Raw genomic sequence first — 25,170 nt, 5'->3', positions numbered from 1 at the left:
AGTCCTTCTCCCCTGTGCTTCGGTGGTCGTCGAGGTCAGCGATGCACGCAGGTGACGTCCAGCGTCAGGTCGACGTGCCGCCCGGCCATCAGGCGGGACGCCGTCACACCGAAGTCGTGACGGTCGACCCGCGTCGTGGCGCGTACGGTGAATGTCTCCGCGGCCACCTCGGAGCCTGCGATCGCCAGGCTCACGGGCCGCGAGACGTCGCGCACGGTGAGCGTGCCGGAGACCGTGGTGGTGTTCACGCCGTCGGAGACGAACGTGATCAGAGGGTGGCGGCCGGTGTCGAGGAACGTCGCCGACCGTACGTGCGCGTCCCGTTGGTCGTTGCCGGTGTGGAAGCTCGCCGCGTCGACCTCCACCCGAAGGTTCGAGTCGGCGAGCGGCTCGGCCACATCGATCGTTCCGCTGCGGATCGCGAAGGTGCCCTTCACCGGCAGCAGGCCGACGAAGTGGCGGCTTCGGAACGTGATGGAGGAGCGGTTCGGGTCGATCGTGTAGCGACCCAGCCGGGGGGTCGTCGTGACGGGATCGTTCGTCGTGGCCATGCCCCTATTCCAGGGCGGCGGGGCCCCGGTGCGGCAGGGCCGGCCGTCGGTTCCGGGAGCGACGAAGGGGCCACGCGCAGGGGGTGGCATACGACTTTCGTAGGGTCCGCCCAAGACGGACGTTCTGCGTGATTCCCGCGCGGGTGATACCGCAGCCCGCATTCCCTACGGTATGGGGCATGGCAGAGGGACCGTGGCACCAAGAGCACCGGGTCGCCCTGGACGTGGCGATCGCCGTCGCGTTCGGACTGCTCGACACCGGACTGACGCTGGTCCACGCCACCTGGTGGCCGGACCGCCCGGGCCCCCTTGCCTGGGTCATACTGGGCGTGCAGGCGCTCGCCTGCGGCTCGCTGGCCATCCGCCGCATCGCCCCGCTCACCGTCATCGGCGTGCTCGGCGCGTTCACGCTGGCGGTGACGCTGCTGATCTCACCGGTGGGCGCGCTGACGCCGGCGCACGACGGGAACTCCTGGGCCCCCCTGTCCACCGTGCTGGCCGCGTACGGGCCACTCTTCTACCAGCGCAACCGCAAGGCGGCGCTCGTCGCGCTCGCCGCCTTCACCGTCGTCATCATGCGGCCCTGGGACCCGTCGGTGACGACCATGACGATAGGGCTGCTGCGCACCGCGGTCGGCCCGCTGCTGGCGCTGTACTTCGACGCCCGCCGCCGGATGGTCTGCGCGCTGGTGGAGCGGGCCGAGCGGGCCGAGCGGGAGCAGCACCTGCTGGCCGAGCGGGCGCGCGCGGAGGAGCGCGCGCGGCTGGCCGGCGAAATGCACGACGTGGTCACCCACCGGGTGAGCCTGATGGTGCTGCAGGCCGGCGCGCTGCGCGTGACCGCCAAGGACGAGGCGACCCGGCAGGCCGCGGAGGACCTGCGGGCGACGGGCTGCCAGGCCCTGGAGGAGCTGCGCGACGTGGTCGGCATCCTGCGCGCCGCGTCCGACGGCGATCACACGCCCTCGGTGGGAGGCTTCGACGACCTGGTCGCCGAGTCGGTCGCGGTGGGGATACCCACCGAGCTGATCCAGGAGGGCGACCCGGCACTCGCCTCACCGGTGATGGGGCGCGTCGCCTACCGCGTGCTGCGCGAGGCCCTGACCAACGTGCGCAAGCACGCGCCCGGCGCGCGGGTGACCGTACGGGTCGAGTACGCGGAGACGCGGTTGCGGCTCACGGTGCACAACACGCCACCGACCGGCAGACCCAGCAGTGCCCTCGCCGGCTCCGGTTCCGGCCTGGGCATCACCCACCTGCGGCAGCGCGTCGAGCTGGTGCAGGGCAGACTGCGTGCCGGGCCCAGTCCCGACGGCGGGTTCGGCGTGGAGGCCACGCTGCCCGCGTACGTACCTACTGCGGAATCGACGGTGTGAGCATGCCCCGAGTGCTGTTGGTCGACGACGAGCCCATGGTGCGGGCGTTCCTGCGCACCATCCTCGGTTCGGCCGAGGACATCGAGGTCGTCGCCGAGGCACACGACGGGGCGGCCGGTCTTGAAGCCGTCCGGCGGAACCGCCCGGACGTCGTCCTGATGGACCTGCGCATGCCGGGCATGGACGGCCTGACCGCGATCGAGCGCATCAACGAGCTGGCGGACCCGCCGAACGTCGTGGTGCTGACGACCTTCGACGCCGACCCGTATGTGCTGCGTGCCCTACGGGCCGGGGCGACCGGCTTCCTGGTCAAGTCCACGCCGCCGGAGGAGCTGATCGGGCTGGTGCGCGCGGCGGCCCAGGGGCACACCGTCCTGTCGCCCGCCGCCGCCCGCCGGCTCATCGCGGTGTCGACGGACGGCCTGGCGGCCCGGGAACGCGCGCGCGAACTGGTCGGCACGCTGACCGAACGGGAGGCCCAGGTGCTGGCCGGCCTCGGCGAGGGCCTGTCGAACGCGCAGATCGCGGCGCGGCTGTTCCTCTCCGAGGCCACCGTCAAGGGCTATGTGTCACGCACCCTGGACAAGCTGGGGTGCGTCAACCGCACGCAGGCGGGACTGCTCGCGCACGACGCGGGGCTCATCGACTCGTAGCCGCGGGGGGGCGTCGGAGCTCCGTTCCGCCGCGGGACGAGCTCCGGCCGACCGCCGATACCTTGGGTTCCCCGCGCAGGCCAAGCGGTCTTTTTCATCGCCTCTTGATGATTTATTTGCACTCTCTTTACCGACATCGCCGGAAGAGGCCATCTCGCGACGGTGGAGTGCCCTCATCGATCAGCCAGTTCCTGTAGAGGAGAGCTTGATGGCCTCGTCTTTGAGGTTGTTCCGCCGGAGCATCGTCGCCGTCACCGCGGTCGGCGTCTGCGCGGCGGCCGCGGTACCCACCTTCGCGTCGGGCGGTGACCGGACCGACTCCGTACGCGCGGCGATCAAGAGCGGCCGGGCTCGCAACGTCATCCTCTTGATCGGCGATGGCATGGGCGACTCGGAGATCACGATCGCCCGCAACTACGCCAAGGGCGCCGCGGGTCGCCTGGCGATGGACACCTTGCCGCTGACCGGTGCGTACACCACGTACTCCGTGAACAAGGACGACCCGAGCAAGCCCGACTATGTCACCGACTCCGCCGCCAGCGGGACCGGCTGGGCCACCGGGCACAAGTCCTACAACGGCGCGATCTCGGTGACGCCGGACGGCAAGCCCCAGTCCACGGTGCTCGAGCTGGCGAAGAAGGCCGGATTCCGCACCGGCGACGTCACCACCGCCGAGCTGGGCGACGCGACCCCGGCGGTGCTGGCCGCCCACGTCGCCGACCGCTCCTGTGAAGGGCCCGCCGACATGGCCAAGTGCCCGCAGCAGGACAAGGTGAACGGCGGTCCGGGCTCGATCTCCGAGCAGCAGGTGCAGACAGGCGCCGACCTCTACCTCGGCGGCGGCAAGGCACGGTTCGCCCAGACGATCAAGGCTGGTGCGTTCAAGGGCAAGACCGTCCTCGACCAGGCCGCCGCCTCGGGCTACAACGTCGTCACGGACGCCTCCGGGCTGGCGGCGGCCAAGCCGGGCAAGAAGCTGCTCGGTGTGTTCGCGGACGGCAACCTGCCGCTGGAGTGGACCGGTCCGCTGGCGAAGGTCGGTGGGACGGATCCGGCCCGGTGCACGACGAACAGTCAGTTCAGCGGCCCGCACCTGCGCGACATGGCGAACAAGGCGATCAGCCTCCTCGACGCCCAGACCGAGCACGGCAAGAAGGGCTTCTTCCTGCAGATCGAGGGTGCGTCGATCGACAAGCAGGACCACGCCGCCAACCCGTGCGGGCAGATCGGGGAGCACGTCGAGTTCGACCGGGCGGTCCAGGCGTCGCTGGACTACGCCCGCCACCACCGTGACACCCTCGTCGTCGTCACGGCCGACCACGGGCACACCAGCCAGATCATCCCGGTCGAGACCCAGAGCCCCGGTCAGACCGCGACGCTGATCACCGCCGACGGCGCCAACATGAAGATCAACTACGCGACCAACACGCCGGGTCAGTCCCAGGAGCACACCGGCACCGAGGTCCGGATCGCCGCGCAGGGCCCGCAGGCCGCCAACGTGGTCGGCGTGACCGACCAGACCGACCTGTTCCACACCCTCGGCCGAGCGCTCGGCGTCCGAGGCTGAACCCACCCTTGACGCGTCGGCGGCCGTACGGCCGCCGGCGCGCGAAGCGAACAGACGAAGAGACGCGGACGCGTAGCCGGTTCACGGCGTCTGGACCTTGTCTGCGCGTCCGCGTCGCCGGGGACCGCTGACACAGTGATGGGATGCCGGCGGGCTCGTGACACCGGGCGGTCCGGCGGCATGAGAGCAGCGGACCCTCAGCCCGCGGGTTCGGGGAAGGGGTCGGACGGTAGCCGGGCCCACACGACCCGGCTACCGTCCGGCTGCCGATAGGTGCCGAATCGGCGCGCCAACGCGCCGACCCCGCATAGACCGAGCCCGCTCTCGGGCGGCGGCTCGCCCCGGGCGACGACCGTCTCGGCATCGGCCCGGGGAAGGACGGGTCCGCAGCCGCCTCCGGCATCGGTGACCTGGATCTGCGCGAAGCGGCCCCAACGCATCACCTCTACGGTGAACGCCCCGTCCGCCGACCCCGACCGTGAGTGCCGGACCGCGTTGGTGGCCAGTTCTCCGACCACCCAGGCGGCGTCGAACGCCGCAGCCGAGTCGGCCAGTAGGAACCGGATGAACCCGCGAGCGTGGCTGATGTGCTCCGCGGTTCCGGGGAACCGGCGCCGCCAGTACAGCGTCCCGGGCCGTCTGACCCGAAACCGGCCGCTCCGCGCGAGCCACTTCGCGCGCGCGATCGCGACGCTCGGCTGGAAACCGGTCGCGCCGACCTCACCATCTGGGCTGGAACCTCTCGTAGTGCTCACGGGACCAGAGTGGGCAGGCCCCGATGAGAGGAGTGTGAGACCGGGATGGCCGGCGCGCGCGCCGCACCACCGTGGACCGTCGTCCCTCAGACGGGCAGGTGAACGGCGATCACCGCGCCGCCGAGAGGCGGCCCGTTTCTCGCGTCCACGCTGCCGCCGTGGGCGGCGGCGATGCTGCGAACGATCGACAGCCCCAGACCGGCACCTGCCGAGCCTCGCGTACGGGCCGTGTCCGCCCGGGTGAAGCGCTCGAAGGCCGAGTCGACGAAGTCCGGCGGGAATCCAGGGCCATCGTCGGCGACCTCGATCGTCACCTGGTGCGGGTGGCGACGAATCGTCAGCAGCACCGCTCGTGCCCCCGCGGCGGCGCTGTTGCCGACGAGGTTCGCGATCAACCGGCACAGCCGGTCCGCGTCGGCGTCGACCACCGCCGGGTCTCCGGTGACGCCGATCCGCACGCCCAGGACCGGTTCCAGGCGGCGTGCCTCGGCGACCGCCAGATCGAGCAGGTCGAGGGGCTCCCGGCGCAGGAGCAGCGTTCCGGCGCGTTCCCGGGCCAGCAGCAGAAGATCATCGGTAAGCCGGGTCAGCCGGTCGGTCTCGATCAAAGCCGCCCCCAGCAGCCTATCGACCTGGCGATGCTCGCCGACGGTGGCACGGGCGAGTTCGAGCTGTCCCCGCAGGACGGCGATCGGGCCGCGAAGCTCATGACTGGCGTCGTCGACGAACGCGCGCTCTCGCTCGAACGCGACGCGCAACCGGGCCAGCAACGCCTCCAGGGTACGAGCCAGCTCCGCGATCTCGTCGTGGCCCGGCACGGTCGGCAACCGCCATCCGGTATCCAGCGAGGAGATCGCAGCCGCCTCCCGCGTCAGCCGGCGGACCGGCCCCAGCGCGGCGCGGATCACTCCCCAAGCGGCCAGCGCCAGCACGCCCACCAGCGTGGGAGCGGCCAGGAACAGGACCCACCCGAGACGGCTCCGGGCGACGTTCATCGGCCGGGTCGGTACCGCCACGGCGAGCACACGTCCTTCGCGGATCCGGCGCGTCAGCATCCGCACCGGTGTGCCCCGCGGCGGCAGCGATCGGTGGACCACCCGCCGGCCGGTCAAGCCGCGCACCTCCGAGACGCTCAGCAGCCGGACGCGAGCAAGCGGGGGCGAACCGATGATCAGCGTGCCGTCATCGGCGTACAGCTGCGCCAGCGGGTCACGACCGGCCGCGCCGATGTCCCCCCGCGTGGCCGCGGTCGCCACATCGTGACTCCGCTCGGCCAGGTCCTCGTCCAGGGCGGCGTTCAACTGCTCGACGAGCAGGACGTACAGCAGAATGAGGCAAAGGATCAGCGCCACCGACGTGCCCAGCGTGAAGGCCAGGAGCAGCCGGCCGCGCAGCGAGCCCGGTGCCATCCGCACGGCGGCTCACCTCCCCGATCTCATGGTCCTCTCATCCGGGCCGGCCCACTGTGGACCCATGAAAGCGACCACACCTTCCATCCACTCGGCGGGACCCGAGGTCACTCACCACTGCGGCCACGGGCGCGACCGGACCCGGCGCGCTCGCCGGCTCGCCGGCGACCTGCTGGGGTCCTGGTCCTTCCTGGGTGTCGTCCTGGTCGTCATGGCGGTCGCTTTGGCGCTCATCGGCTCGTACGGTCGTGGCCTGAGCTCCGCCGCAGCCCTCGACGTCATCATGCCCGGTATCGCCCTGGCCTCCTTCTCCCTGGTCTTGATGGCGGTTCACCGCGCCGACCGCACCGCCGACCTGTTGGCCATGCGTCACCTCGCTGCGGCCAGGCGGATCGAGGCGGCCGGTAAGGAGATCTTCAGCGAGCTCAACCAGATCAACTCCGGGCTGGCCCGGCTGACCGCCCGGGTCGAGACGATCAGGTTCCAGTGCCGGGTCACGGCCGAGGCGGAGCAGGACGAAGCCGAGCGAAGCGGCAGGTCATAGGCTGTGTGCATGCGGTTGCTCCTCGTCGAGGACGACCCCGCGATGGCCGCTACGCTCCAGCGCGCCCTGCGAGGAGAGGGATACGCCGTCGATGCCGTCGCCGGCGGCACGGACGCGTTGTGGAGCGTGTCGGAGATCGACTACGACGTGGTGGTCCTCGACGCCATGATCCCGGCCCCGGACGGGTTCGAGGTCTGCCGCCGCATGCGCGAGCAGGGCCGGTGGACGCCGGTGCTGATGCTCACCGCCCGCGACGCGGTTCCCGACCGAGTCCGCGGCCTGGACGCGGGCGCGGACGACTACCTGACCAAACCGTTCGCGCTCGAGGAACTGTCCGCGCGGCTGCGCGCGCTGATCCGCCGCGACCCGGCCGATCGCCCGGCCGTCCTCCGGGTGGCCGACCTCACCCTGGATCCGAGCACCCGCTCCGTACGGCGTGGCGACGTCGACATCCGGCTCTCGCCGAAGGAGTTCGAGCTGCTGCACGAGCTCATGCGCCGACCCGACCAGATCCTCAGCCGCACCCACCTGATCGACCACGTGTGGGACTTCGCCTACGAGGGCGGCTCCAACGTCGTCGACGTCTACATCCGGTACCTGCGCGACAAGGTCGACCGTCCCTTCGCACGCGACACCATCAGGACCAGCCGAGGCGTCGGCTACCGCATCGACTCCGGCGCCTGATCATCGGCACGAACCGACGGAGGCGCTCAAGACTCCCGGCGACCCGCCGGCTCAGTGCCGGAGACGGACCGGGCCGATGAGACCGGACACGCACTGGCCCGGGAAGACGAAGTGGGTGGGGCTCACCACGTCGAGATAGGGCGCGAGCGTGCCGAACACCACGATCTCCAGCTCGTTCGGGCCGGACCGGACCAGCTCCGTCAGGTCGAAGCGGTACGGCGAGCACACCCTGACGCCCGCCGACCGGCCGTTCACGATCACCTCGGCGGTGCCGCGGACGCGGCCCAGGTCGAGCGTCGTGTTCGTCCCGTGGTCCAGCTCGATCCGGCGGCGGTACCGGACGCCTCCGCTGTGCTCCGCGAGTCCCACGGTCGCCCAGTCGCCGAGTTCGATCCGGCCGGGGCCGACCTCGAAACGGACGGGTGCGGCGAAAGCGGCACCTTCCTCGTATCCCGGCAGCGTCCGCACCCGCACGGCGGCGCACCGTACGCCCGGCCCGCCGTCGAGGTCGACGCCGCGGGCCGGCGGTCCGGCGGTCCCGGCCGGATCCGCCGTGGTCACGGGGCGCTCGGTGCCGTCGACGAAGACCCGCACGTCACCGTGCAGCCGCAACTCCATCCGGGTGGCACCGGGCGGGACGGCGAGGCGGAACCATTCCACCCGCTCCGGCCCGGTCCGCGGCACGGCGAACACCACCGGAAGCACACAGGTGTCGTCGCCCGCCTCGGACGGCTCCAGCCAGGCGGTCCCGGGCAGCGGATGGGGTCGCCGCCACAGGTGCAGCGCGGCCGGATCGCCGTACTGCCGGCGGCGCGCGGCGACTCCGACCGCCACGCCGTCCCGCACCGCCCGCCAGGTCCCGTCCGGCGACGAGACCCCCGGCTCCGCCGCCGGGCCCGGCGCGTCGTCCGCCCGTAGGGGCGGGTCGCCGTCCGGCGGGAGTCCCGCGCCGGACGACGCTCCCCCGGTGGCGGCCGGTCCCCGCCCCGCCGGACCGCCCGGCGGCGTGCCGCCGAAGTCCCGGTCGACGAGGATCGCGGCGGGGACGTCCCGCTCGGTCAGTTCCACGGTCAGCTCGTTGGCCCCGGCGCGCAGCGCGCCCGCCACGTCGTACCGTCGCACCCGCGGGGCGTCGTGCTCGGCGTAGGGGTCGAAGCCGCCCTGGCGACCGGCCTCGGTGCCGTTGACGAGCACCCGGCAGGGCTCGGCCGCCGCGATCTGCAGCACGGCGCGGTCCGGCACGGCATCCAGGTGGAGGCTCGTGCCGAGCGCGACGTGGGCGCCGGGCCGTGGGGGTCCCGCCGGGCCGATCCACTCCGGCCTCCGGTACCGACGCGGGTCCCGGACCAGGGCGATGTGCGCCCGCAACCGTACGTCCTCGTCGGGGACGAGACGCAGGTCGAGCACGTGTCTCCCCGCGCCGAGCCGCACCGGGGCGGTGGCGAGGTACCCGCCGTCGTCGACGGGCGGTTCCGCGCCGTCCAGCCAGACGGTCTTGGCGGCCGGCGCGCCGACCGCGAGCGTCGCCTCGACGGCCTCCGGGACGATCAGCACGGTGCGCAGCCGCACCGCCTGCCCCGCGGCCACGTCGCCCAGGTCGAGGAACTCCTCCGGCACGTGCCCCTTGGGACCCAGGGTCTCGCGGTGGATCGGGTCCTTGTGGATCCCGCGCGACGTGGAGTAGCCGAGCGGCCGCCACCCCGCGCCGGCCTCGGGCCACGGCCCGGGCAGGTCGCCGGGGCGGGCGGGTCCGACGGCGAGCGCGTGCGGGCCGAACGTCGCGTGCGCGAGCGTCCAGGCCGCGTCGTCGTACCCGGCGTCCGCCCAGCCGTCCCGCAGGCCGTCGTCGCCCGCCGCCTCGACCCGATGCCGGAACGTCCGCCGTGCCGGTCCGGGCGGCTCGCCGGCCGGCCGGGCGAAGTCCCCCCAGGTGTTGTCCAGCGTGCCGATGAGCTCCATGTCCCAGGTGGCGCCCAGGTCGCGCCACCCGGCGGCCTCCTCGGACGCGGCATCGTCCTCGCCCGGGAGGTCGTGCAATCCGGCGGGTCCCTCGGACGCGACACCGGCTCCACCGGATGCGCGGCCGTCGCCGGAACCGGCGGTCTCCGGCGTGCCGTCGCGAGAGCCCGCTTCGGCCGTGGCCGTCGGGGCCGCACCCGACGCTCCGAACGCCGGACCGTTCGGAGCGTCGGGCGGTCCGGCCGTGGCCGGGTCCGGGAAGATGAGGAGGGCGGCGGGACCGTCGTCGAACGGGACCACGACCTCGGTGACGTCGCCGTTCCGCTCGTACGCGAGCGGGCGTACCGTCCCGCCGAACGGGCCGGCGAGCAGCGGCTCGCCGCGTACGCCGCGCACCCGCACGCGTGTCTCGGTCGCATACCGGCCGGGGTCGAAGTCGTACGTCGCGTCCAGCCAGCCGAGGTCGATCCCCCGCTCGTCGGGACGGCCGACCGACACGTCACTGGCGTGCGGGACGGCGGCGGTCACGAAGACGAGCGTCGCGCCGTCGACCGCGCGGACGAGGACGGGCACCGGAGCCTCGACCCGCGGCGGTCCGGGCACGGTCAGCTCGCCGGCGGAGCCGACGAAGGCCGCGCCGGGCACCGACGGGTCGGCGAAGCGTTCGCGCAGCCGCGTCAGGACGTCGCCGGTCCCCGGCGATGCGCCGACGGTGCGTTCGGGCAGCGCGCCGACGGCGATCACGTTGCCGCCGGCGGCGGCGAACTCGTCCAGGCGGCGGGCCGTCTCGGCGTCCAGCACGGTGCAGCCCGGCAGGATGATCGTCGCGTACGCCTCTCCGGCGACCCGGAGCCGCCCGTCCGACACGGTGGCCCGGTGCACGGAGTCGTCGTCGATCACGTCGGCGTCCAGCCGCAACCGGTCGAGGGTGCCGGGGACCGTGTGGAACCACGCCATGTCGCCGACGAGTTCGCGGTAGATGCTCTGGGCCCGCGCGGCGTCGTCGTCGACCCCGTCGAGCCGGGCGCCGGCCTGCGCGGTCGTGGTCGGCAGCAGCACCGCCACGTCGCACACGTGGTCGCCGAGGGACAGCGCGGCGCACAGCCGGGTGACCGCGTCGGCGAAGACCTTGTGGTGCGCCCAGTACGGCTGACGCCAGTCGGTGGACGGCGGCGCCCACTCCCACCAGCCGCCCTTCGTCGTGTAGTAGACGGCGTGCGGGTTGTAGAGGTTCGCGCCGGTCCGCAGCCAGGGCAGCAGCCAGTCGAAGGTCTCCTCCAGCGTGCCGCCCCAGCCACTGGAGTGGAACGCCTCGATCCAGGTGCGCGGCCGCCCGTACAGGTGGGCCAGGGACGAGTGGATCCGCGCGTCGCCGTGGTGGTCCGAGCCGGGCGCGCCGAACCACCGGTGGGTGCGCGCGTAGTCGGCGTACAGCCGGACGCCGTCCACCGGGTCCCCGGCGCGGGCGGGGTCCTGCTGGTCGCAGCCGTGCAGGAGGCCGTGCCGGTCGTGCCACTCGGCGAGCGGGCGGAAGAACGCCTCCTCGGCCAGCTCGGCGCGGGTGCGGTGGTAGTCGTGCCGGACGTCCGCGCCGCCCGGCTCGCCGGTCCACAGGACCGGCAGGTACGGGGTGAGGTCGTAGCCGCGCCGCCGCTCGAACTCCTCGGCGAAGTGCGGCGACCACGTCGGCAGGGCCGGCAGCTCGTCCTGGAACGACCCGACGATGACCGAGCCCAGCCGATGCGGCAGGCGCCGTTCGAACTCCCCGTGCACGCGGTCGAGGAGGGTGGCGCAGGCGTCCGCCGACAGGTAGTCGAAGCCGCGGCGGACCACGCCGGTGCGGTGCAGCCAGCGGCCGGCGTACTCCGGCACCTCCTGGACCAGCCGGGCCTGCAGGTCGGCGCCGGAGAACCCGAGCTGGTCGTAGAACCACAGGGAGGCGCCGAGTTCCGCGGCGTCGGCGCAGACACCGTCGAGCAGTTCCCACCACGGCTCGGTGAAGAACGCCGGGTCGTCGGCGTCGGAGCCGAACATCGGCCCCGACGGCGCGAGGTTGAGCACGACCAGGTTGTGCACGCCGCCCGCGACGAACCGCTCGAGCTGCCACCGCAGGCGGGCGCGGTCCAGGCGTTCCCCGCTCCACCACCAGATCGCGGCCGGGGAGAACTCCGGCGGCGGATCGCGCAGCACCGCCGCCAGCCTCGAGGGCAGGCCGATCATCCCTTCAGCCCCCCGGCGAAGCCACGGATGACGTAGCGCTGCAGCACCAGGAAGACCACGATGATCGGTAGCGCCGCCAGCACGAGACCGGCGAAGACGAGACCGTAGTCGGAGACGTACTGCCCGACGAACGAGAACACCCGCACCGGAACCGTCTCCTTGGCGGAGCCGCCGAGGTAGAGCAGCGGCGTGAAGAAGTCGTTCCAGATGAACACGGCGTTGAGGATCAGCACCGTGCCGGTGATCGGCCGCAGCAGCGGGAACACCACGCGGGTGAACGCCTGCAGGTGCGACGCGCCGTCGATCAGCGCCGCGTTGGCGTAGTCGCGGGGCAGCGCCCGGATGAACCCGGTGTAGAGGAAGATCGTGAACGGCAGCTGGATGCCGGTGTAGAACACGATCATTCCTTGGTACGTGCCGAGCAGGCCGAGCTGGTCGACCAGCTTGAACAGCGGGATCATCCCGAGCTGGAACGGCAGCACGATGCCGAGCAGGAAGAGGACGTACAGCGCGTAGCCGAGCCGGGAGGCGCAGCGGGCCAGGAAGTACGCGGCGAAGGAACCGAGCGCGATCAGGCAGACCAGGCTGGCCACGGTGATCATGGTGCTGTTGAGCAGCGCCGAGCCCAGCGACGCCTTCGACCACGCGTGGGAGTAGTTGGCCAGCGTCGGCGCGGTCGGCGGGGACAACGGCGTGCTCGCGATCTGCTTGGGATCCTTCAGCGAGAGCACGATCAGCGCGTACACCGGGAACAGGAACGCCAGCCCCACCGCGATCATGACGAGTTCGAGGGCGAACGTCCGCAGGCCGTACCGCAGGTGCGTCATGCCGTGACCTCCCTTCTCCGTAGGTAGGCGATCTGCACGAGCGACACCGCCGCGACGAACAGGGCGAGCACGAGCGCGATCGCGGTGCTGTACCCGTACTTGCCGTACACGAAGGCCTGCTTGTACAGCACCGTCGACAGGGTCTCGCTGGCGTAGCCGGGGCCGCCGCCGGTCGCGGCGTACACCTGGTCGAACAGCTTCAGCCCGCCGATGGTGGACAGCATCACGTTGATCGTCAGGGACGGCGCGAGCAGCGGCCAGGTGACGTAGCGGAAGCGCTGCCAGCGGCCGGCGCCGTCGATCATCGCGGCCTCGTGCAGCTCCGGCGGTACCCCTTCCAGCCCGGCGAGGAAGATGACCATCGAGTAGCCGGCGTACTGCCACACGACCATCCCGGCCACCGACCACACCGTGAGCGAGGGGTCGCCGAGCCAGTCCTGCCGCAGCCCGCCCAGGCCGAGCATGCCGAGGATGCCGTTCAGTCCGGCGTGCGGGTCGGGGTTGTAGACGTACTTCCACAGGAAGGCGATCATCACCGGGCTGACCACCGCGGGCGCGAAGAAGATCACCCGCAGTGCGGTCCGCGACTTGATCCGCGCGTGCACGCCGAGCGCGAGCAGCAGCCCGACGCCGTTCTGCACGATGACGATCGCGACGGTCAGCAGCAGCGTGTTGCGCAGGGCGCCGACGGCCCGCTCGTCACCGAACAGCGTCCGGAAGTTCGCCAGGCCGTTGAACGACTTGTCGCCGATCCCGCTCCAGTCGGTGAAGGCGTACACGACGCCCGAGACGCTCGGGTAGAGGACGACGAGCGCGTATACCAGCAGCGCGGGAGCGACGAACCACCACGGCGGGATCAGCGCGCCCGTCCGGCGACCGCGCGCCGCCGGGCGCGTGGTCGCCGAGCGGGTGGCACGACGGGTGACGAGCGTCATGACTTCTTCCGGTAGATCTCGTCCATCTTCGCCAGCCCCTTGTCCACGGTGGTCTTGCCGGCCAGCAGGTCCTGGACGACGGCGAAGTGGGTCGGCTGGACCTCGGCGTTCGGCCACGCCTGGTCCATGAAGGGCACGGCCTTGTTGCCCTCGATGAACGGCAGGAACGGCTCCAGCACCGGGTCGATCTTGGAGTTCGCGTCCCGCTTGAGCGGGATGCAGGCGACCGCCTGCGCCCAGCGGTTCATGTTCTCCGGCTTGCCGAGGAACTCGATGAACGCCTTGGCCGCGTCGGCGTTCCGGCTGCGGGCGCTCACGCCCAGGCCGACGACGACGCCCGCGGGGATCCACACGCCCGCCTCGGTGTCCGCGCCCGGGAACGGGAACATCCCCAGGTCATCCGCGTTGGTGGCGGCCTTGCGGAAGTCGGGCAGCACCGCCGACACCTGGACGGCCATGGCGGCCTTGCCGGTGGCCACCATGGACGTCTGCTGCTCGTACGTCGTGCCGTTGGGGTCCGGGTTGAAGAATCCGCGTTTCTGCAGCTCCAGGTACATGTTCATCGCGTCCCGCCAGCCCGACTGCGCGAAGCTCGCCGAGCCCGCCTTCATCTGGGCGTCGAACTGCGGGTTCTTGGCGTACACGGTCGACGGCACGAGCGCGTACGTGATCAGCTGGGTGACCCAGGCCGTCTGCGCGCCGAGCGCGATCGGGATCTTGCCCGCCTTCTTGAGCTTGTCGCACACGTCGAGGAGCTCGGTCCAGGTCTTCGGCGGTTCGACCTTCGCCTGCTCGAAGACCTTCTTGTTGTAGATCGCGCCGATCACGCTGGACCCCGCGGAGTACATGAAGGTCTTGCCCTCGAGCTGGAACGCGGGCTTGAGGCCGGCCGGGATCACCTGGGTCCACTGCTGCTTGCTGAGGTCGGCGAGCAGTCCGGCCTGCGCGATCTCCACCATCGACATCGCGCTGCCGCTGCCCGGGTAGACGACGTGCACGTCGGGCGCGTTGCCCGCGCCGAGCTGGGTGCGCAGCGAGGTCTGCACCTGGTCCGTCGGCGCATAAGACGTCGCGAACTTCGCCTGTGTGTACAGCTTGGTCAGCTCGTCGAGCGCCTTCTGCTGGTCGGCCACGCCGACGAGGCGCAGCGTCTTCCCGCCGCCGCCGCCCGAGCTCGATGATCCGCCGCACGCGGTCAGCGCCGCCGGCATCGCCGCCACGGCGGCGAATCCTCCCGCCGCCCGCAGGAACTGCCTGCGGTTCGGCTCGAATCGCGATGTCATCGGGTCCTCCTTGTGGTTCGGTGAATCCCCCGAGACGTGATGTGTTCTTTCAGCGCCGCCACGCGCGGTGATCTCGCACCGGGGCCATGCCCGCGGTCATACGGCGACCTCGTACGCGATCTTGTGCTCGTCGAATTCGCGGAGCGCCTCCGCGGACGCCCCGGCGTCGACGATCACTCGGTGGAACGCGCTCAGCGGGGCGACCCGGTGCAGCGCGGTCCGGCTCAGTTTGGTGTGGTCGAGCAACAGCACGTTGCGCGCGGCGCGGGCGAGCATCGCGCGCTTGACCGAGACGATGTGCTGCTCCTGGTGGTACGCGAAGCCGCCGGAGACCGCCGAGGTGGACACAAAGCACAGGTCCACCTGGAGAGAGTCGATGGCCTCGATGCAGGACACGCCCAGGAAGGAGTTGTGCAGCGGGTCGTAGTCGCCGCCGAGGGCCATCAGCCGTACGTCGCGCACCTGGGACAGCAGGTTGAGCGACTCCATGAAGTTCGTGACGACGGTGAGCGGGGTGATGCCCGCCAGCCGCCGGGCGAGCGCCAGCGTGGTCGTGGAGTCGTCGAGCATCACGGCCATGCCCGGCTCGATCATCTCGGCGGCCTTCGCGGCGATCGCGTCCTTCTCGAACTGCATGGCCTTCATGCGGAAGGCGACGTTGCTCTCGAACACGCCGGAGGGCTGCGCGGTCACCCCGCCGTGGTACTTGCGGACGATGCCCTGGTGCTCCAGCTCGTCCAGATCCCGGTGGATCGTCATGAGGCTGACCTGGAACCGCTCGGCCAGCTCCGCGGCGGTGGCCGAGCCGTGCGTCAGCACGTGCTCGGCGATCTCCTCTTGCCGTCCGGCGGGTCCGCGCCTGCCGGCACGCGTTCCGGTACCGTCCATCCGCTCCTCCGTCAGATCAGCGACATAACACTCAATGCCGTGATCTTCACATCCACGTCGGGTGGTTTCCGGATCTTGTAGCACGCATGTAACCGACGTCAAGCCCCCGTTATCGATCGGACATAAGTCCAGCGGAGACCTGCCGTAACCCGGGCGACGCGTGCGCCGCGCCCACCCGGCCCGGCCGGAGTTCACGCGTTGACGTGTGGTTTTAAAACCGAGATAACGCGCGAATCAGGCGTCCGGGAGAACCGGCTCGCGCGGCACGAGCGGGAACGGGGCCTGCTCGGCGAACCGCTGCCGGTAGGCGGTCGCGGTGAGGCCGAAGTGCGCCTTGAACCGGCGGGCGAAGTAGTTCTGGTCCGGCCAGCCCACCGACCGGCTGATCTGCGTGATCGGCTGCGCCGTGCGCAGCAGGAGCGAGGCCGCGATCTCGGCCCGCAGCCGGGACAGGTAGGCCATCGGCGGCAGGCCGGTGGCGGTCTTGAACACCCGTACGAGGTGGCTCGGTGTGATGTGCAGTTCGCCGGCGAGCTCGGCGAGCGTCCAGGCGTGCGCGGGACGCGACTCCAGCAGTCGCATCGCCCGCACGGCGGCCGGATGGGTCGGGGGCCGCCCGGCGGGCACCCCTTCGGCGGCCGCGACGGCGCGGGCCAGCCGGGTCGTGAACAGCAGCAGCCGCCCGATCACGGCGCCGCGGTCCGCCGCGGGCCCGAGCCGGCTCAACTCGCGGAGCTGCGCCGTGCACTCCTTCAGCGCGGCCGGGTCGAGCGTCGTGCTCAGCGTGCCGCGCCGCTGTGCCGACATCGGCCCGGTCCACAGCAGGTGCCCCAGGAGTGGGTCCTCGCGGGTCCAGGACAGCTCGTGCTGGAGCAGCCCGGTGCTGACGCAGCAGTTGTAGAGGGCGAGGTCGCGGCACCGTTCGTAGCCGTGCCACACACCTGGGCGCAGCACCATGACGTCGCCGGACCGCAGGTCACGGCGGCCCGCCGGGGAGTGGTGCACGCCGACGCCGCCGACCACCACCGCGATCTCCAGGAAGCTGTGCGTGTGCGCGACATGGGACCGCGCGTGCACGTAACGGCCCGCGTACGCGGGCGCGCCGCCGGTGAGATACGTCAGGCCGGCCCGCGACAGCTCCACCGGCTCGGTCATGGGGCGAGATTAGCGCGATATCAATTTCGTGCTACTCGAAGCTCATCGCGGGCTATTCGGCCGGGTCGGCCACGCCGCATGATCCCAATACCGACGACGCGAAGAGTCCGAGGCCGGAGCGGTGCCCTCGGCCCGACGGCGGACTCGAAACGGCACCGGGACCTGCCCGGTGCCGCAGCGGACGGATCAGAACGTCCAGCGAAGGACCCCTCTATGGCCGACGACCGACCGAACTTCCGCCACACGATGACCCGGTGGAGTGCCGCGTGAAGGTGACGGACGTCCGTTTCGAACACCACCGCGAGGCTCTCGGCATCGGCGTACACCGGCCGCGGGTGTCGTGGACGACGGTCACCGACGCGACGGGCTGGCGGCAGACCGTCCGGCAGATCCAGGTGCTCGACGAGGCCGGCACGGTGGTCTGGGACACCGGCCGGGAGAAGACCGGCGAGTCCGTGCTGGTGCCCTGGCCCGCGCCGCCGCTCGCCTCCCGGGACCGGCGCCGGGTACGCGTGCGGGTCTGGGGACCCGACGGCGCCGGCCCGTCGCCGTGGAGCGAGGCGGTCCCGGTCGAGGCGGCCCTCCTGAGACCGGGCGACTGGACCGCCGCGTTCGTCACCGGCGGCGCGGACCGGTTGCTGCGCCACGGCTTCGACCTGCGGGACGGATTCGTCTCCGCCCGGTTGTACGCCACCGCGCTCGGCGTCTACGAGATCGAGCTGAACGGCACGCGGGTCGGCGACCACGTGCTGGCGCCCGGCTGGACCAGCTACCGGAACCGCCTGCGGTACCAGACGTACGACGTCACGGACCTGCTGCGTCCCGGACCGAACGCGCTCGGCGCCCTTCTCGGCGACGGCTGGTACCACGGGCGGCTCGGCTGGGCCGACGGCTCGGCGTACTACGGCGACGAGGTCGCGCTGCTCGCCCAGCTGGAGGTCCGGTACGCCGACGGCACGATCGACCGCGTCGGCACCGGCCCCGGCTGGACCTGCGCGCCCGGCCCGATCGTGGCGTCCGACCTGTACGACGGCGAACGCCACGACGCCCGGGCCGAACCTCCCGGCTGGTCGATGCCCGGCTTCGACGACGAGGCGTGGGGGGCGGTGCGCGTCGTGGCCGCCGACCCGGCCCGGCTGGTCGCCCCCGACGGGCCGCCGGTGCGCCGTACCGAGGTCCTCGAACCCGTGGCGGTCACCGAGTCGCCGGACGGTCACCCCATCCTCGACTTCGGGCAGAACATCGCCGGGCGGCTGCGCATCCGGGTCAGCGGCCCGGCCGGGCGCGTGGTGACCCTGCGCCACGCGGAGGTGCTCGACGAACGCGGCGGCCTGTGCGTCCGGCCACTGCGCACGGCCCGCGCCACCGACGAGTACGTGCTGCGCGGCACCGGGACCGAGGAATGGGAGCCGCGTTTCACCTACCACGGGTTCCGCTACGCCGAGGTGCGCGGCTGGCCGGGGACGCTCGACCCGGCCGACGTGCGCGCCGTCGTCTGCCACACCGACATGACCCGCACCGGCCGGTTCACCTGCTCCGACCCGATGCTGAACCGCCTGCACGAGAACGCGGTGTGGAGCATGCGCGGCAACTTCGTCGACCTGCCCACCGACTGCCCGCAACGCGACGAGCGGTTCGGCTGGACGGGCGACGCGCAGGTGTTCGCGCCGGCCGCGGCGTTCCTGTACGCGTGCGGCGGCCTGTTCGCCTCCTGGCTGACCGACCTGGCCGCCGAGCAGCACGACGACGGCCTCGTCCCGCCGTACGTTCCGTACGTGAAGGTCGAGGGCGACGGCGCGCAGCCGGCCGCCGCCTGGGGCGACGCGGCGGTGATCGTGCCCTGGACGATGTACCGGCGGTTCGGCGACCGGGACGTGCTGCGCCGCCAGTACCCGTCGATGCGCGCGTGGGTGGACGGCATCGCCGCGCTGGCCGGTGACCGGTACGTGTGGGACACCGGCTTCCAGTTCGGCGACTGGCTCGACCCGGCCGCGCCGCCCGACCGGCCCGACGCGACCCGTACTCCGCACGGCCTGGTCGCCACGGCCTACCTCGCGTACTCCGCCGGCCTGGTCGCCCGTACGGCGGAGGTGCTCGGCGAGACCGCGGACCGGGAGCGGTACGACGACCTGGCCGGACGGGTCCGCGCGGCGTTCCGCGCCAAGTACCAGGGCCCGGACGGGCGGCTGACGGGCGACTCGCAGACCGGGTACGCGCTGGCGCTCGGCTTCGGCCTGCTGGAGGACGCGGCGAGCCGCCGGGCCGCGGGCCGGCGCCTCGCCGAGGTGGTCCGCCGCGATGGGCACCGCATCGGCACCGGGTTCGTCGGCACGCCGCTGGTCTGCGACGCGCTGTGCGACGCCGGCGAGCACGAGACCGCGTACCGCCTGGTGCTGCAACGCGCGTGCCCGTCGTGGCTGTACCAGGTGACGATGGGCGCCACGACGATCTGGGAGCGCTGGGACAGCCTGCTGCCCGACGGCACGGTCAACCCGGGCACGATGACGTCGTTCAACCACTACGCCTACGGCGCGGTGGCCGACTGGCTGCACCGCGTCGTCGCCGGTCTCGCCCCCGACGAGCCCGGCTACCGGCGCCTGCTCGTCCGCCCCCGCCCGGGCGGCGGCCTGACCCACGCCTCCGCCACCCTCGACACCCCGTACGGCCGGGCCGAGGCCGGCTGGCGGCTGCTGCCGGCCACGCGGGAACTCCAGGTCGAGGTGCTGGTCCCGCCGAACGCGACCGCGCGGGTGATCCTGCCGGCCGGCGAGACGACGGACGTCACCGCCGGCCGCCACACCTTCCGCGCGCCGTTCGGCTGACCAGTGCCCCGTCGGGCTCGTCGACCAGACGTTTTGCCCGGCCATGGCGAGGGCGGGTGTGTCACCGGGGTGGGCGTGGTGGGCCTGCGGGAAGGCCGCTCGTGACGCGGCCGCATACCCCACCGAAAGGGAAACCATGACACTGCAGATGATCAACACCCTCATCGAGCCCGCCGCCAAGCATGGCGTCACGGCGATGTCCGGTGGCTGGGGCTACTTCACCGCGAACGGAGACGTGATCCTCGACGTCGGAGCGCCCTGGATCACGCCGACCACTCTGGTGTTCGCCTCGATCGTGGAGGTTGACGGAAACAACGCGCCGATAATGGGAGACGCGCGCATGACCGTCCGCAACATCGAGCCCTACCAGGGGGGCATCCGGACCTGGGTCACGATCGATTGGGGCAGCCCCCTGCGAGTACGGGTCAGCTATTCCTGGTCGGAATGACCTGTCACCGCGCCGACGGGGAGATCCGCACGGTTCGGTGACGAGTCCCACGCGCGGCCCCGCAGGACTGCGGGGCCGCCTCGCCTGGTCTCCGGCACCATGACGGACTGCGGGGCGCCGCGATCAGTGATGGTGGTCGTCGTGGATCGCGGGGTCGGGCTGATCCTGGGTGGCGGCCCAGGTGGCCAGGAGGCGGAGGTTGTCGGCGCTGGGAGTGTCGGGGGTCGCGGTGTAGATGATCAGGGTGAGGCCCGGTTCGGAGGTCAGGGTCATGGCCTCGAAGTGGAGTTCGAGGTCGCCGACGGCCGGGTGGTGGATCCTCTTGACGCCGGTGCGGTGGTACCGGACGTTGTGGTCGGCCCAGCGTCGCCGGAAGACCTCGCTTCGGGTGGACAGTTCCCCGATGAGATCGGTGAGGGTCTTGTCGTAGGGGTTACGTCCGGCGTCGGCGCGGAGGATGGCCGCGATGTCGTCGGCGGCCTTGTCCCAGTCGGTGAAGAACTCGCGGGCGGCGGGGTCGAGGTAGATGAAGCGGGCGGTGTTGGCGGGGCGGCGGGGATCGGCCAGGATCGGCGCGTACAGGGCACGGGCCAGGCGGTTGGTGGCCAGCACGTCGTGGTGGTCGTTGCGGATCCAGGCGGGCGCGTCGCCGATGGCGTCCAGCATGTGCTGGAGCGCGGGCCGTAGCCGCCGGGCAGGGGCCTTGCGGCGGGTCGCGGCGGACGCGGGAGCGCGCCGAGCGAGATCGAAGAGGTGCTCGCGTTCGGCGTCGTCGAGTTGCAGGGCGCGGGCGACGCCGTCCAGGACGCCGTCGGAGGCGCCGGACAGGTTGCCGCGCTCGAGCCGCACGTAGTAGTCGACCGAGACGCCGGCCAGCATCGCGACCTCCTCCCGGCGCAGCCCCTTCACCCGGCGGTTGCCGCCGTAGGCGGGCAGGCCCGCCTGCTCGGGGGTGACACGGGCCCGGCGGGAGGCGAGGAACTCCTTGATCTCGGCGCGATCGTCCATGCCCCCACGGTATGCGCACGGCCGCTCGGCGAAGCAGGTACTGGCATTACCTGGAACGACAGGCACTGCCGCCACCTGGCAAAAGGCCGTTTCCTGGAGATGGGCCGCGTCGGCGGCCCGGGCCGTCCCGGCCGCCCTGCGGCGGGCGAGCGGCGCACGACGGCAGCGAGCAGACCAAGGAAGAGAACGAGGCCCAGATGCGCATGATCGGCCGCTGACCCCGACCATCCGGCCTCGTACGATCTGTTCCCCCCGATTAGCCAGACAGGAGTTGCCCATGCGCGGCACGATCATTCACGGCCCCGGCGACATCCGTTTCGAGGAGCGCCCCGACCCGACGATCATCGAGCCCACCGACGCGATCGTCCGCACGGTCGCGACCTGTGTGTGCGGCTCGGACCTGTGGCGGTACCGCGGCATCAACGAGGTGCCGCAGCCCACGCCCATCGGCCACGAGTACGTCGGCGTCGTCGAGGAGGTCGGCTCCGCGGTGACGTCGGTCCGGCCCGGCCAGTTCGTCGTCGGCGGCTTCCTCACCAGCGACAACACCTGCCCGCTCTGCCGGGCCGGCGCGCACGCCAACTGCCGGAACCGCACCGGTTACGACGGCTGCCAGGCCGAGCTCATCCGCGTCCAGAACGCCGACGGCACCCTGCTCGCCACCCCGGAGCGGCCGGCCGACGACCTGGTGCCCGGCATCCTGGCCCTCTCCGACGTGATGTGCACCGGCTGGCACGCCGCGGTCTGCGCGGACGTGCGGCCCGGCGGCACCGTCGTCGTGGTCGGCGACGGCGCGGTCGGCCTCTGCGGTGTGCTCGCGGCACGTGAGCTCGGCGCGGAACGGATCATCGCGATGAGCCGCCACGCGGACCGGCAGGCGGTCGCCCGCCGGTTCGGCGCCACGGACGTCGTCGCCGAGCGCGGTGACGCCGGTGTCGAGGCGGTCAAGGAGCTCACCGGCGGCGTCGGCGCCGACTCCGTCCTCGAATGCGTCGGCACCGACGAGTCCGTGGCGCAGGCGCTCCGCTCCGCCCGCCCCGGCGGCATGGTCGGCTGGGTCGGCGTCCCCCACATCACCGACATCCCGCAAGAGCACATGTTCTGGAAGAACGTCGGCCTGCGCGGTGGCCCGGCCCCGGCACGGGCCTACCTGCCCGACCTCCTCGAGCGGGTCTGGGAGCACCGCATCGAGCCGGGCGAGGTCTTCGACCTGACCCTGCCGCTGGAGAAGGTGGCCGAGGCGTACGCCGCGATGGACGAGCGCCGAGCCATCAAGGCCCTGCTGCGGCCCTGAACCGGCGCCTTAAGCGATCTCAGAGAGATCTCAATCGCCTTTCACGTTCGTCTTGGCGGGCTTTCAGCCGGGCCTTCTAACGTCTTTCCTGTCAGCGCCGAACGGCGAGGATGACGAAGGAAGGATACGGCAATGAGCTTCCGTAAGATCGCCCCGATTCCCCCGAAGAAGAAGCCCGCTCCGAAGCCGCCGCGCAAGCACCACGGCAAGACCACCAAGCCGCTGCCCAAGCCGGCCGGCCAGCGCTGACCAGCCGAAGAGGGGAGCCGACGGGCCTCATAGGCCCGTCGGCTCCCCTCTTCACCGGCCCGAGGAATTGGTGGTCATGCATCGCTCGCCCGCGAAAGAGGGGTCTTCCGGAATTTCATCGCGGGAGGCGTTCCGCCGTTTCTGGCCGTACACCCGCGGAATGCGCCGATGGCTCGTGGCCGGCGCGCTCCTCCTCATCCTCTCCACGGCCTGTGAGGTCGTCGCGATCCGGCTGTTCGGTGACATCACCGACCGGGTCCTGGCCGCCAAGAACCTGCACGCCTTCTGGACACCGGCCTTGATGTGGCTGGGGGTCACGGTCCTGTCGGGCGTCGCGACCTTCGGCGGGAGCTACCTCACCACCCTGGTCGGAGAGCGGTTCCTGCTCCGGCTGCGCGACGCGGTGTTCGCCCACGTCCAGCGGCTGTCTCCCGACTTCCTCGACAACCGCGACCTCGGTGATCTCATGATCCGGCTCACCGGGGACATCGAGGCGATCGAGCAGTTCGCCGCCTCCGGCGTGATCAGTGCGGTCACGGCGGCGGTCGGCGCGGTCTTCTTCGCGGGCGCGGCGCTGTCCGTGCGGTGGGACCTGGCGCTCGTGTCGTTCGCCGTCGCCCCGCTGTTCTGGCTCGCGATGCGGAACTTCACCGCGCGGTTCCGGGACGCCGCCGTCCAGGAGCGGGAGAGCGACGGCGCGCTGACGAGCGTGGTCGAGGAGAGCCTGTCGAATCAGGCGCTCGTCCAGGCGTACAACCGGCAGCGGGCCGAGCAGCGGCGGCTGCACCGGGAGGGCCTGTCGTGGCTGGAGGCCAAGATGGCCGAGACACGCCTGGCCGCGCTGTACGAGCCGCTCGTCCAGGTCATCGAGACGGTGTGCGTCCTCGTCGTGCTCGGCCTCGGCGCCTGGGAGCTCACGAACGACCGCGTCACCCTGGGCGGCCTGCTGTCCTTCGCCGCCTACCTCGGCTACCTGTACCCCCCGATCCAGAGTCTGGGGCAGGTCACCCTGACGGCCTCGGAGGCGACCGCGAGCGCCGAGCGGATCGTCGAACTCATGGAGACCCCGCCCGCGGTGGCCAACCGTCCGGCGGCCCGTACGCGGACCGCGCGACGGGGACGGGTGGCGTTCGACAACGTCACGTTCTCCTACCCCGGCAAGGACCGGCCCGCGATCGAGAACCTGTCGTTCCGCGCCGGGCCCGAGGAGCTCGTGCTGCTGACGGGGCCGAGCGGTTCGGGCAAGTCGACCATCACCAAGCTGCTGCTGCGGTTCTACGACCCGCGGTTCGGACGGATCCGCCTCGACGGCGTCGACATCCGCGAACTGTCGCTGGCGACCCTGCGGGACACGGTGACGCTGATGCAGCAGGAGACCATGCTGTTCCCCGGCACCGTACGCGACAACATCGCGTACGGCAGGCCGGACGCCACCGACGAGCAGATCGTCGCCGCGGCGCGGTCCGCCGAGGCGCACGACTTCATCGCGGCGCTGCCCCAGGGGTACGACACGCCCGTCGGGCAGCGGGGCCGTCTGCTGTCCGGCGGGCAGCGGCAGCGGATCGCCATCGCGCGGGCGATGCTCCGCGACAGTCCGGTGCTGATCCTCGACGAGCCGACCACCGGCCTGGACGCGCCGACGGCCCGCCGGGTGCTGGAGCCGCTACGGCGGCTGATGGCCGGCCGTACGACCATCCTCATCACCCACGACCTGCACCTGGCGCCGGAGGCCGACAAGGTCATCGTCATCGGCGGGACGCCCGAGAACACGGGAGGCCTTCAGCGAACGGCGGCCGTGCCGCACAGGTAGACCGCGTCGTCGAGCAGGGCCTCGGTCACGCGGACTCCGGTGAGCCGCTCGGCCAGCGCGAAGGCGGCCGTCGTGGTCGGGCCGGTCTCCTCACGATCCTCCTCCAGGTCGAACCCGATCTGCCTCATGTCCTCGAGGAGGGCGTCCGGGGTGCCGCCCTCCCGGTTACGGGCGAACAGCGGCTCGAACTCCAGCCGGACGTCGCCGTCCTCGATCCAGGAGAAGTCGCCGACGCCGTTGCCGCCGTTGTAGCGGTGCGAGACGAGCCGGGTCCCCGCCGAGACCGGGCCCATGGTCGAGGGAGTCACGCCCAGGTGGCCGTTCACCTCCAGCGCCAGGGTCCAGTCGCCGCCGTCCCCGGCCACCGTCGTGGCGCCGATGAACTGGACGTCGCCGTAGTGCGGCTCGTCCCAGTACTGGAACGAGAGGTCGATGAACTCATCGGCGAGTTCCAGGGCCTCGAACATGATCCGCGCACCGAGCCGGTCCATGAACTCCTGTGGCGTGATGCCGCGTACGAGGGTCAGGCAGTACGCCGAGAACAGGCCGCCGTCCTCATCGGCGCCGATCCACGCGTAGTCGGCTGCGACGGCCTTCGACCGTCCGAAGTTCGTTGACACGAAATCAGGATCATAGGTGTGCGGCGCCCTGCGGCGAGGGCAGCGCGTCCTCCCGGCCGGGCCCATGGCAGGGCGAAACGGCGGGACGACCGTCGAGCTACATCCGGTTCACC

At 71.8% G+C, this 25,170-nt stretch carries 20 protein-coding genes; 9 read left to right on the top strand and 11 right to left on the bottom strand.

Going from position 1 to position 25,170, the window contains the following annotated elements:
- Positions 1 to 35: 35 nt before the first annotated feature.
- A complete protein-coding gene (locus tag ABD978_RS37770; RefSeq protein WP_345365386.1) occupies positions 36 to 551 on the bottom strand; it encodes a YceI family protein in 516 nt (171 codons plus the stop codon).
- 179 nt (positions 552 to 730) lie between these two features.
- Here ABD978_RS37770 and ABD978_RS37765 point away from each other — a divergent pair, with 179 nt between their 5' ends.
- The 3 genes from ABD978_RS37765 (at position 731) to phoA (ending at position 4,147) form a co-directional block, all read left to right on the top strand.
- The gene (locus ABD978_RS37765) at positions 731 to 1,927 is read left to right on the top strand and encodes a sensor histidine kinase (RefSeq protein WP_345365384.1); all 1,197 of its coding nucleotides are present in this window, start codon (positions 731 to 733) and stop codon (positions 1,925 to 1,927) included.
- Positions 1,928 to 1,929: 2 nt separating this feature from the next.
- The gene (locus ABD978_RS37760) at positions 1,930 to 2,580 is read left to right on the top strand and encodes a response regulator transcription factor (protein ID WP_345365382.1); all 651 of its coding nucleotides are present in this window, start codon (positions 1,930 to 1,932) and stop codon (positions 2,578 to 2,580) included.
- A 208-nt stretch (positions 2,581 to 2,788) separates the two neighbouring features.
- On the top strand, positions 2,789 to 4,147 hold the full coding sequence (gene phoA, locus ABD978_RS37755) for an alkaline phosphatase (RefSeq protein WP_345365380.1): 1,359 nt from the start codon (positions 2,789 to 2,791) through the stop codon (positions 4,145 to 4,147).
- Between the two features lie 197 nt (positions 4,148 to 4,344).
- Here phoA and ABD978_RS37750 read toward each other — a convergent pair whose 3' ends face one another.
- Together ABD978_RS37750 and ABD978_RS37745 are read right to left on the bottom strand one after the other, a co-directional pair.
- Positions 4,345 to 4,902 carry an ATP-binding protein gene (locus ABD978_RS37750; protein WP_345365378.1) on the bottom strand — a complete coding sequence of 186 codons (558 nt, stop codon included), beginning with the start codon at positions 4,900 to 4,902 and terminating at the stop codon, positions 4,345 to 4,347.
- A gap of 86 nt (positions 4,903 to 4,988) precedes the next feature.
- Complete coding sequence (locus tag ABD978_RS37745) at positions 4,989 to 6,311, bottom strand: sensor histidine kinase (RefSeq protein WP_345365705.1); 1,323 nt, start codon at positions 6,309 to 6,311, stop codon at positions 4,989 to 4,991.
- Between the two features lie 64 nt (positions 6,312 to 6,375).
- On the opposite strand from ABD978_RS37745, the gene ABD978_RS37740 reads away from it, so the two are divergent.
- Positions 6,376 to 6,855 carry a hypothetical protein gene (locus ABD978_RS37740; protein ID WP_345365376.1) on the top strand — a complete coding sequence of 160 codons (480 nt, stop codon included), beginning with the start codon at positions 6,376 to 6,378 and terminating at the stop codon, positions 6,853 to 6,855.
- Between the two features lie 9 nt (positions 6,856 to 6,864).
- Positions 6,865 to 7,539, top strand: a complete 675-nt coding sequence (locus ABD978_RS37735) for a response regulator transcription factor (protein WP_345365374.1) — start codon at positions 6,865 to 6,867, stop codon at positions 7,537 to 7,539.
- A 51-nt stretch (positions 7,540 to 7,590) separates the two neighbouring features.
- Here ABD978_RS37735 and ABD978_RS37730 read toward each other — a convergent pair whose 3' ends face one another.
- From ABD978_RS37730 to ABD978_RS37705, 6 genes are all read right to left on the bottom strand, one after another.
- Complete coding sequence (locus ABD978_RS37730; RefSeq protein ID WP_345365372.1) at positions 7,591 to 11,718, bottom strand: glycosyl hydrolase; 4,128 nt, start codon at positions 11,716 to 11,718, stop codon at positions 7,591 to 7,593.
- Positions 11,715 to 12,545, bottom strand: coding sequence for a carbohydrate ABC transporter permease (locus tag ABD978_RS37725; protein WP_345365370.1), 831 nt, complete (start codon positions 12,543 to 12,545; stop codon positions 11,715 to 11,717). The genes ABD978_RS37730 and ABD978_RS37725 overlap by 4 nt, the downstream gene beginning before the upstream one ends.
- Entirely contained in the window at positions 12,542 to 13,480 is a 939-nt protein-coding gene (locus ABD978_RS37720) for a carbohydrate ABC transporter permease (RefSeq protein ID WP_345365368.1), read from the bottom strand. The genes ABD978_RS37725 and ABD978_RS37720 overlap by 4 nt, the downstream gene beginning before the upstream one ends.
- Positions 13,477 to 14,763 carry an ABC transporter substrate-binding protein gene (locus ABD978_RS37715; RefSeq protein ID WP_345365366.1) on the bottom strand — a complete coding sequence of 429 codons (1,287 nt, stop codon included), beginning with the start codon at positions 14,761 to 14,763 and terminating at the stop codon, positions 13,477 to 13,479. Before ABD978_RS37715 ends, ABD978_RS37720 begins: the two co-directional genes overlap by 4 nt.
- A gap of 96 nt (positions 14,764 to 14,859) precedes the next feature.
- Positions 14,860 to 15,651 carry a DeoR/GlpR family DNA-binding transcription regulator gene (locus ABD978_RS37710; protein ID WP_345365365.1) on the bottom strand — a complete coding sequence of 264 codons (792 nt, stop codon included), beginning with the start codon at positions 15,649 to 15,651 and terminating at the stop codon, positions 14,860 to 14,862.
- A gap of 234 nt (positions 15,652 to 15,885) precedes the next feature.
- A complete protein-coding gene (locus ABD978_RS37705; RefSeq protein WP_345365364.1) occupies positions 15,886 to 16,806 on the bottom strand; it encodes a helix-turn-helix transcriptional regulator in 921 nt (306 codons plus the stop codon).
- Between the two features lie 266 nt (positions 16,807 to 17,072).
- Between ABD978_RS37705 and ABD978_RS37700 the strand changes: the two genes are divergently transcribed.
- Together ABD978_RS37700 and ABD978_RS37695 are read left to right on the top strand one after the other, a co-directional pair.
- The gene (locus ABD978_RS37700; RefSeq protein ID WP_345365362.1) at positions 17,073 to 19,628 is read left to right on the top strand and encodes a family 78 glycoside hydrolase catalytic domain; all 2,556 of its coding nucleotides are present in this window, start codon (positions 17,073 to 17,075) and stop codon (positions 19,626 to 19,628) included.
- A 136-nt stretch (positions 19,629 to 19,764) separates the two neighbouring features.
- Positions 19,765 to 20,076: a hypothetical protein gene (locus ABD978_RS37695; RefSeq protein WP_345365360.1), complete on the top strand. Its 312-nt coding sequence runs from the start codon at positions 19,765 to 19,767 to the stop codon at positions 20,074 to 20,076.
- A 123-nt stretch (positions 20,077 to 20,199) separates the two neighbouring features.
- Here the strand turns inward: ABD978_RS37695 and ABD978_RS37690 are convergent, their stop codons facing one another.
- Positions 20,200 to 21,084, bottom strand: a complete 885-nt coding sequence (locus tag ABD978_RS37690) for a helix-turn-helix transcriptional regulator (RefSeq protein WP_345365358.1) — start codon at positions 21,082 to 21,084, stop codon at positions 20,200 to 20,202.
- Between the two features lie 277 nt (positions 21,085 to 21,361).
- Between ABD978_RS37690 and ABD978_RS37685 the strand changes: the two genes are divergently transcribed.
- Complete coding sequence (locus tag ABD978_RS37685; RefSeq protein ID WP_345365356.1) at positions 21,362 to 22,378, top strand: zinc-dependent alcohol dehydrogenase family protein; 1,017 nt, start codon at positions 21,362 to 21,364, stop codon at positions 22,376 to 22,378.
- A gap of 409 nt (positions 22,379 to 22,787) precedes the next feature.
- Complete coding sequence (locus ABD978_RS37680; RefSeq protein WP_345365354.1) at positions 22,788 to 24,437, top strand: ABC transporter ATP-binding protein; 1,650 nt, start codon at positions 22,788 to 22,790, stop codon at positions 24,435 to 24,437.
- Here ABD978_RS37680 and ABD978_RS37675 read toward each other — a convergent pair.
- Positions 24,407 to 25,057, bottom strand: coding sequence for a DUF6461 domain-containing protein (locus tag ABD978_RS37675; RefSeq protein ID WP_345365352.1), 651 nt, complete (start codon positions 25,055 to 25,057; stop codon positions 24,407 to 24,409). The two genes, ABD978_RS37680 and ABD978_RS37675, sit on opposite strands and share 31 nt — an antisense overlap.
- Positions 25,058 to 25,170: the final 113 nt, after the last annotated feature.

It is taken from the genome of Actinoallomurus liliacearum (assembly GCF_039542035.1).
GTDB lineage: Bacteria > Actinomycetota > Actinomycetes > Streptosporangiales > Streptosporangiaceae > Actinoallomurus > Actinoallomurus liliacearum.
The sequence above is the reverse complement of the archived record's forward strand: the minus strand, read 5'-3'. Positions and strand labels throughout refer to the sequence as shown.

Bases quoted from the DNA above. Each gene is read 5' to 3' on its own strand.
- ABD978_RS37770 (WP_345365386.1), bottom strand. From the start codon at position 551: ATGGCCACGACGAACGATCCCGTCACGACGACCCCCCGGCTGGGTCGC.
- ABD978_RS37765 (WP_345365384.1), top strand. From the start codon at position 731: ATGGCAGAGGGACCGTGGCACCAAGAGCACCGGGTCGCCCTGGACGTG.
- ABD978_RS37760 (WP_345365382.1), top strand. From the start codon at position 1,930: ATGCCCCGAGTGCTGTTGGTCGACGACGAGCCCATGGTGCGGGCGTTC.
- phoA (WP_345365380.1), top strand. From the start codon at position 2,789: ATGGCCTCGTCTTTGAGGTTGTTCCGCCGGAGCATCGTCGCCGTCACC.
- ABD978_RS37745 (WP_345365705.1), bottom strand. From the start codon at position 6,311: ATGGCACCGGGCTCGCTGCGCGGCCGGCTGCTCCTGGCCTTCACGCTG.
- ABD978_RS37740 (WP_345365376.1), top strand. From the start codon at position 6,376: ATGAAAGCGACCACACCTTCCATCCACTCGGCGGGACCCGAGGTCACT.
- ABD978_RS37735 (WP_345365374.1), top strand. From the start codon at position 6,865: ATGCGGTTGCTCCTCGTCGAGGACGACCCCGCGATGGCCGCTACGCTC.
- ABD978_RS37730 (WP_345365372.1), bottom strand. From the start codon at position 11,718: ATGATCGGCCTGCCCTCGAGGCTGGCGGCGGTGCTGCGCGATCCGCCG.
- ABD978_RS37725 (WP_345365370.1), bottom strand. From the start codon at position 12,545: ATGACGCACCTGCGGTACGGCCTGCGGACGTTCGCCCTCGAACTCGTC.
- ABD978_RS37720 (WP_345365368.1), bottom strand. From the start codon at position 13,480: ATGACGCTCGTCACCCGTCGTGCCACCCGCTCGGCGACCACGCGCCCG.
- ABD978_RS37715 (WP_345365366.1), bottom strand. From the start codon at position 14,763: ATGACATCGCGATTCGAGCCGAACCGCAGGCAGTTCCTGCGGGCGGCG.
- ABD978_RS37710 (WP_345365365.1), bottom strand. From the start codon at position 15,651: ATGGACGGTACCGGAACGCGTGCCGGCAGGCGCGGACCCGCCGGACGG.
- ABD978_RS37705 (WP_345365364.1), bottom strand. From the start codon at position 16,806: ATGACCGAGCCGGTGGAGCTGTCGCGGGCCGGCCTGACGTATCTCACC.
- ABD978_RS37695 (WP_345365360.1), top strand. From the start codon at position 19,765: ATGACACTGCAGATGATCAACACCCTCATCGAGCCCGCCGCCAAGCAT.
- ABD978_RS37690 (WP_345365358.1), bottom strand. From the start codon at position 21,084: ATGGACGATCGCGCCGAGATCAAGGAGTTCCTCGCCTCCCGCCGGGCC.
- ABD978_RS37685 (WP_345365356.1), top strand. From the start codon at position 21,362: ATGCGCGGCACGATCATTCACGGCCCCGGCGACATCCGTTTCGAGGAG.
- ABD978_RS37680 (WP_345365354.1), top strand. From the start codon at position 22,788: ATGCGCCGATGGCTCGTGGCCGGCGCGCTCCTCCTCATCCTCTCCACG.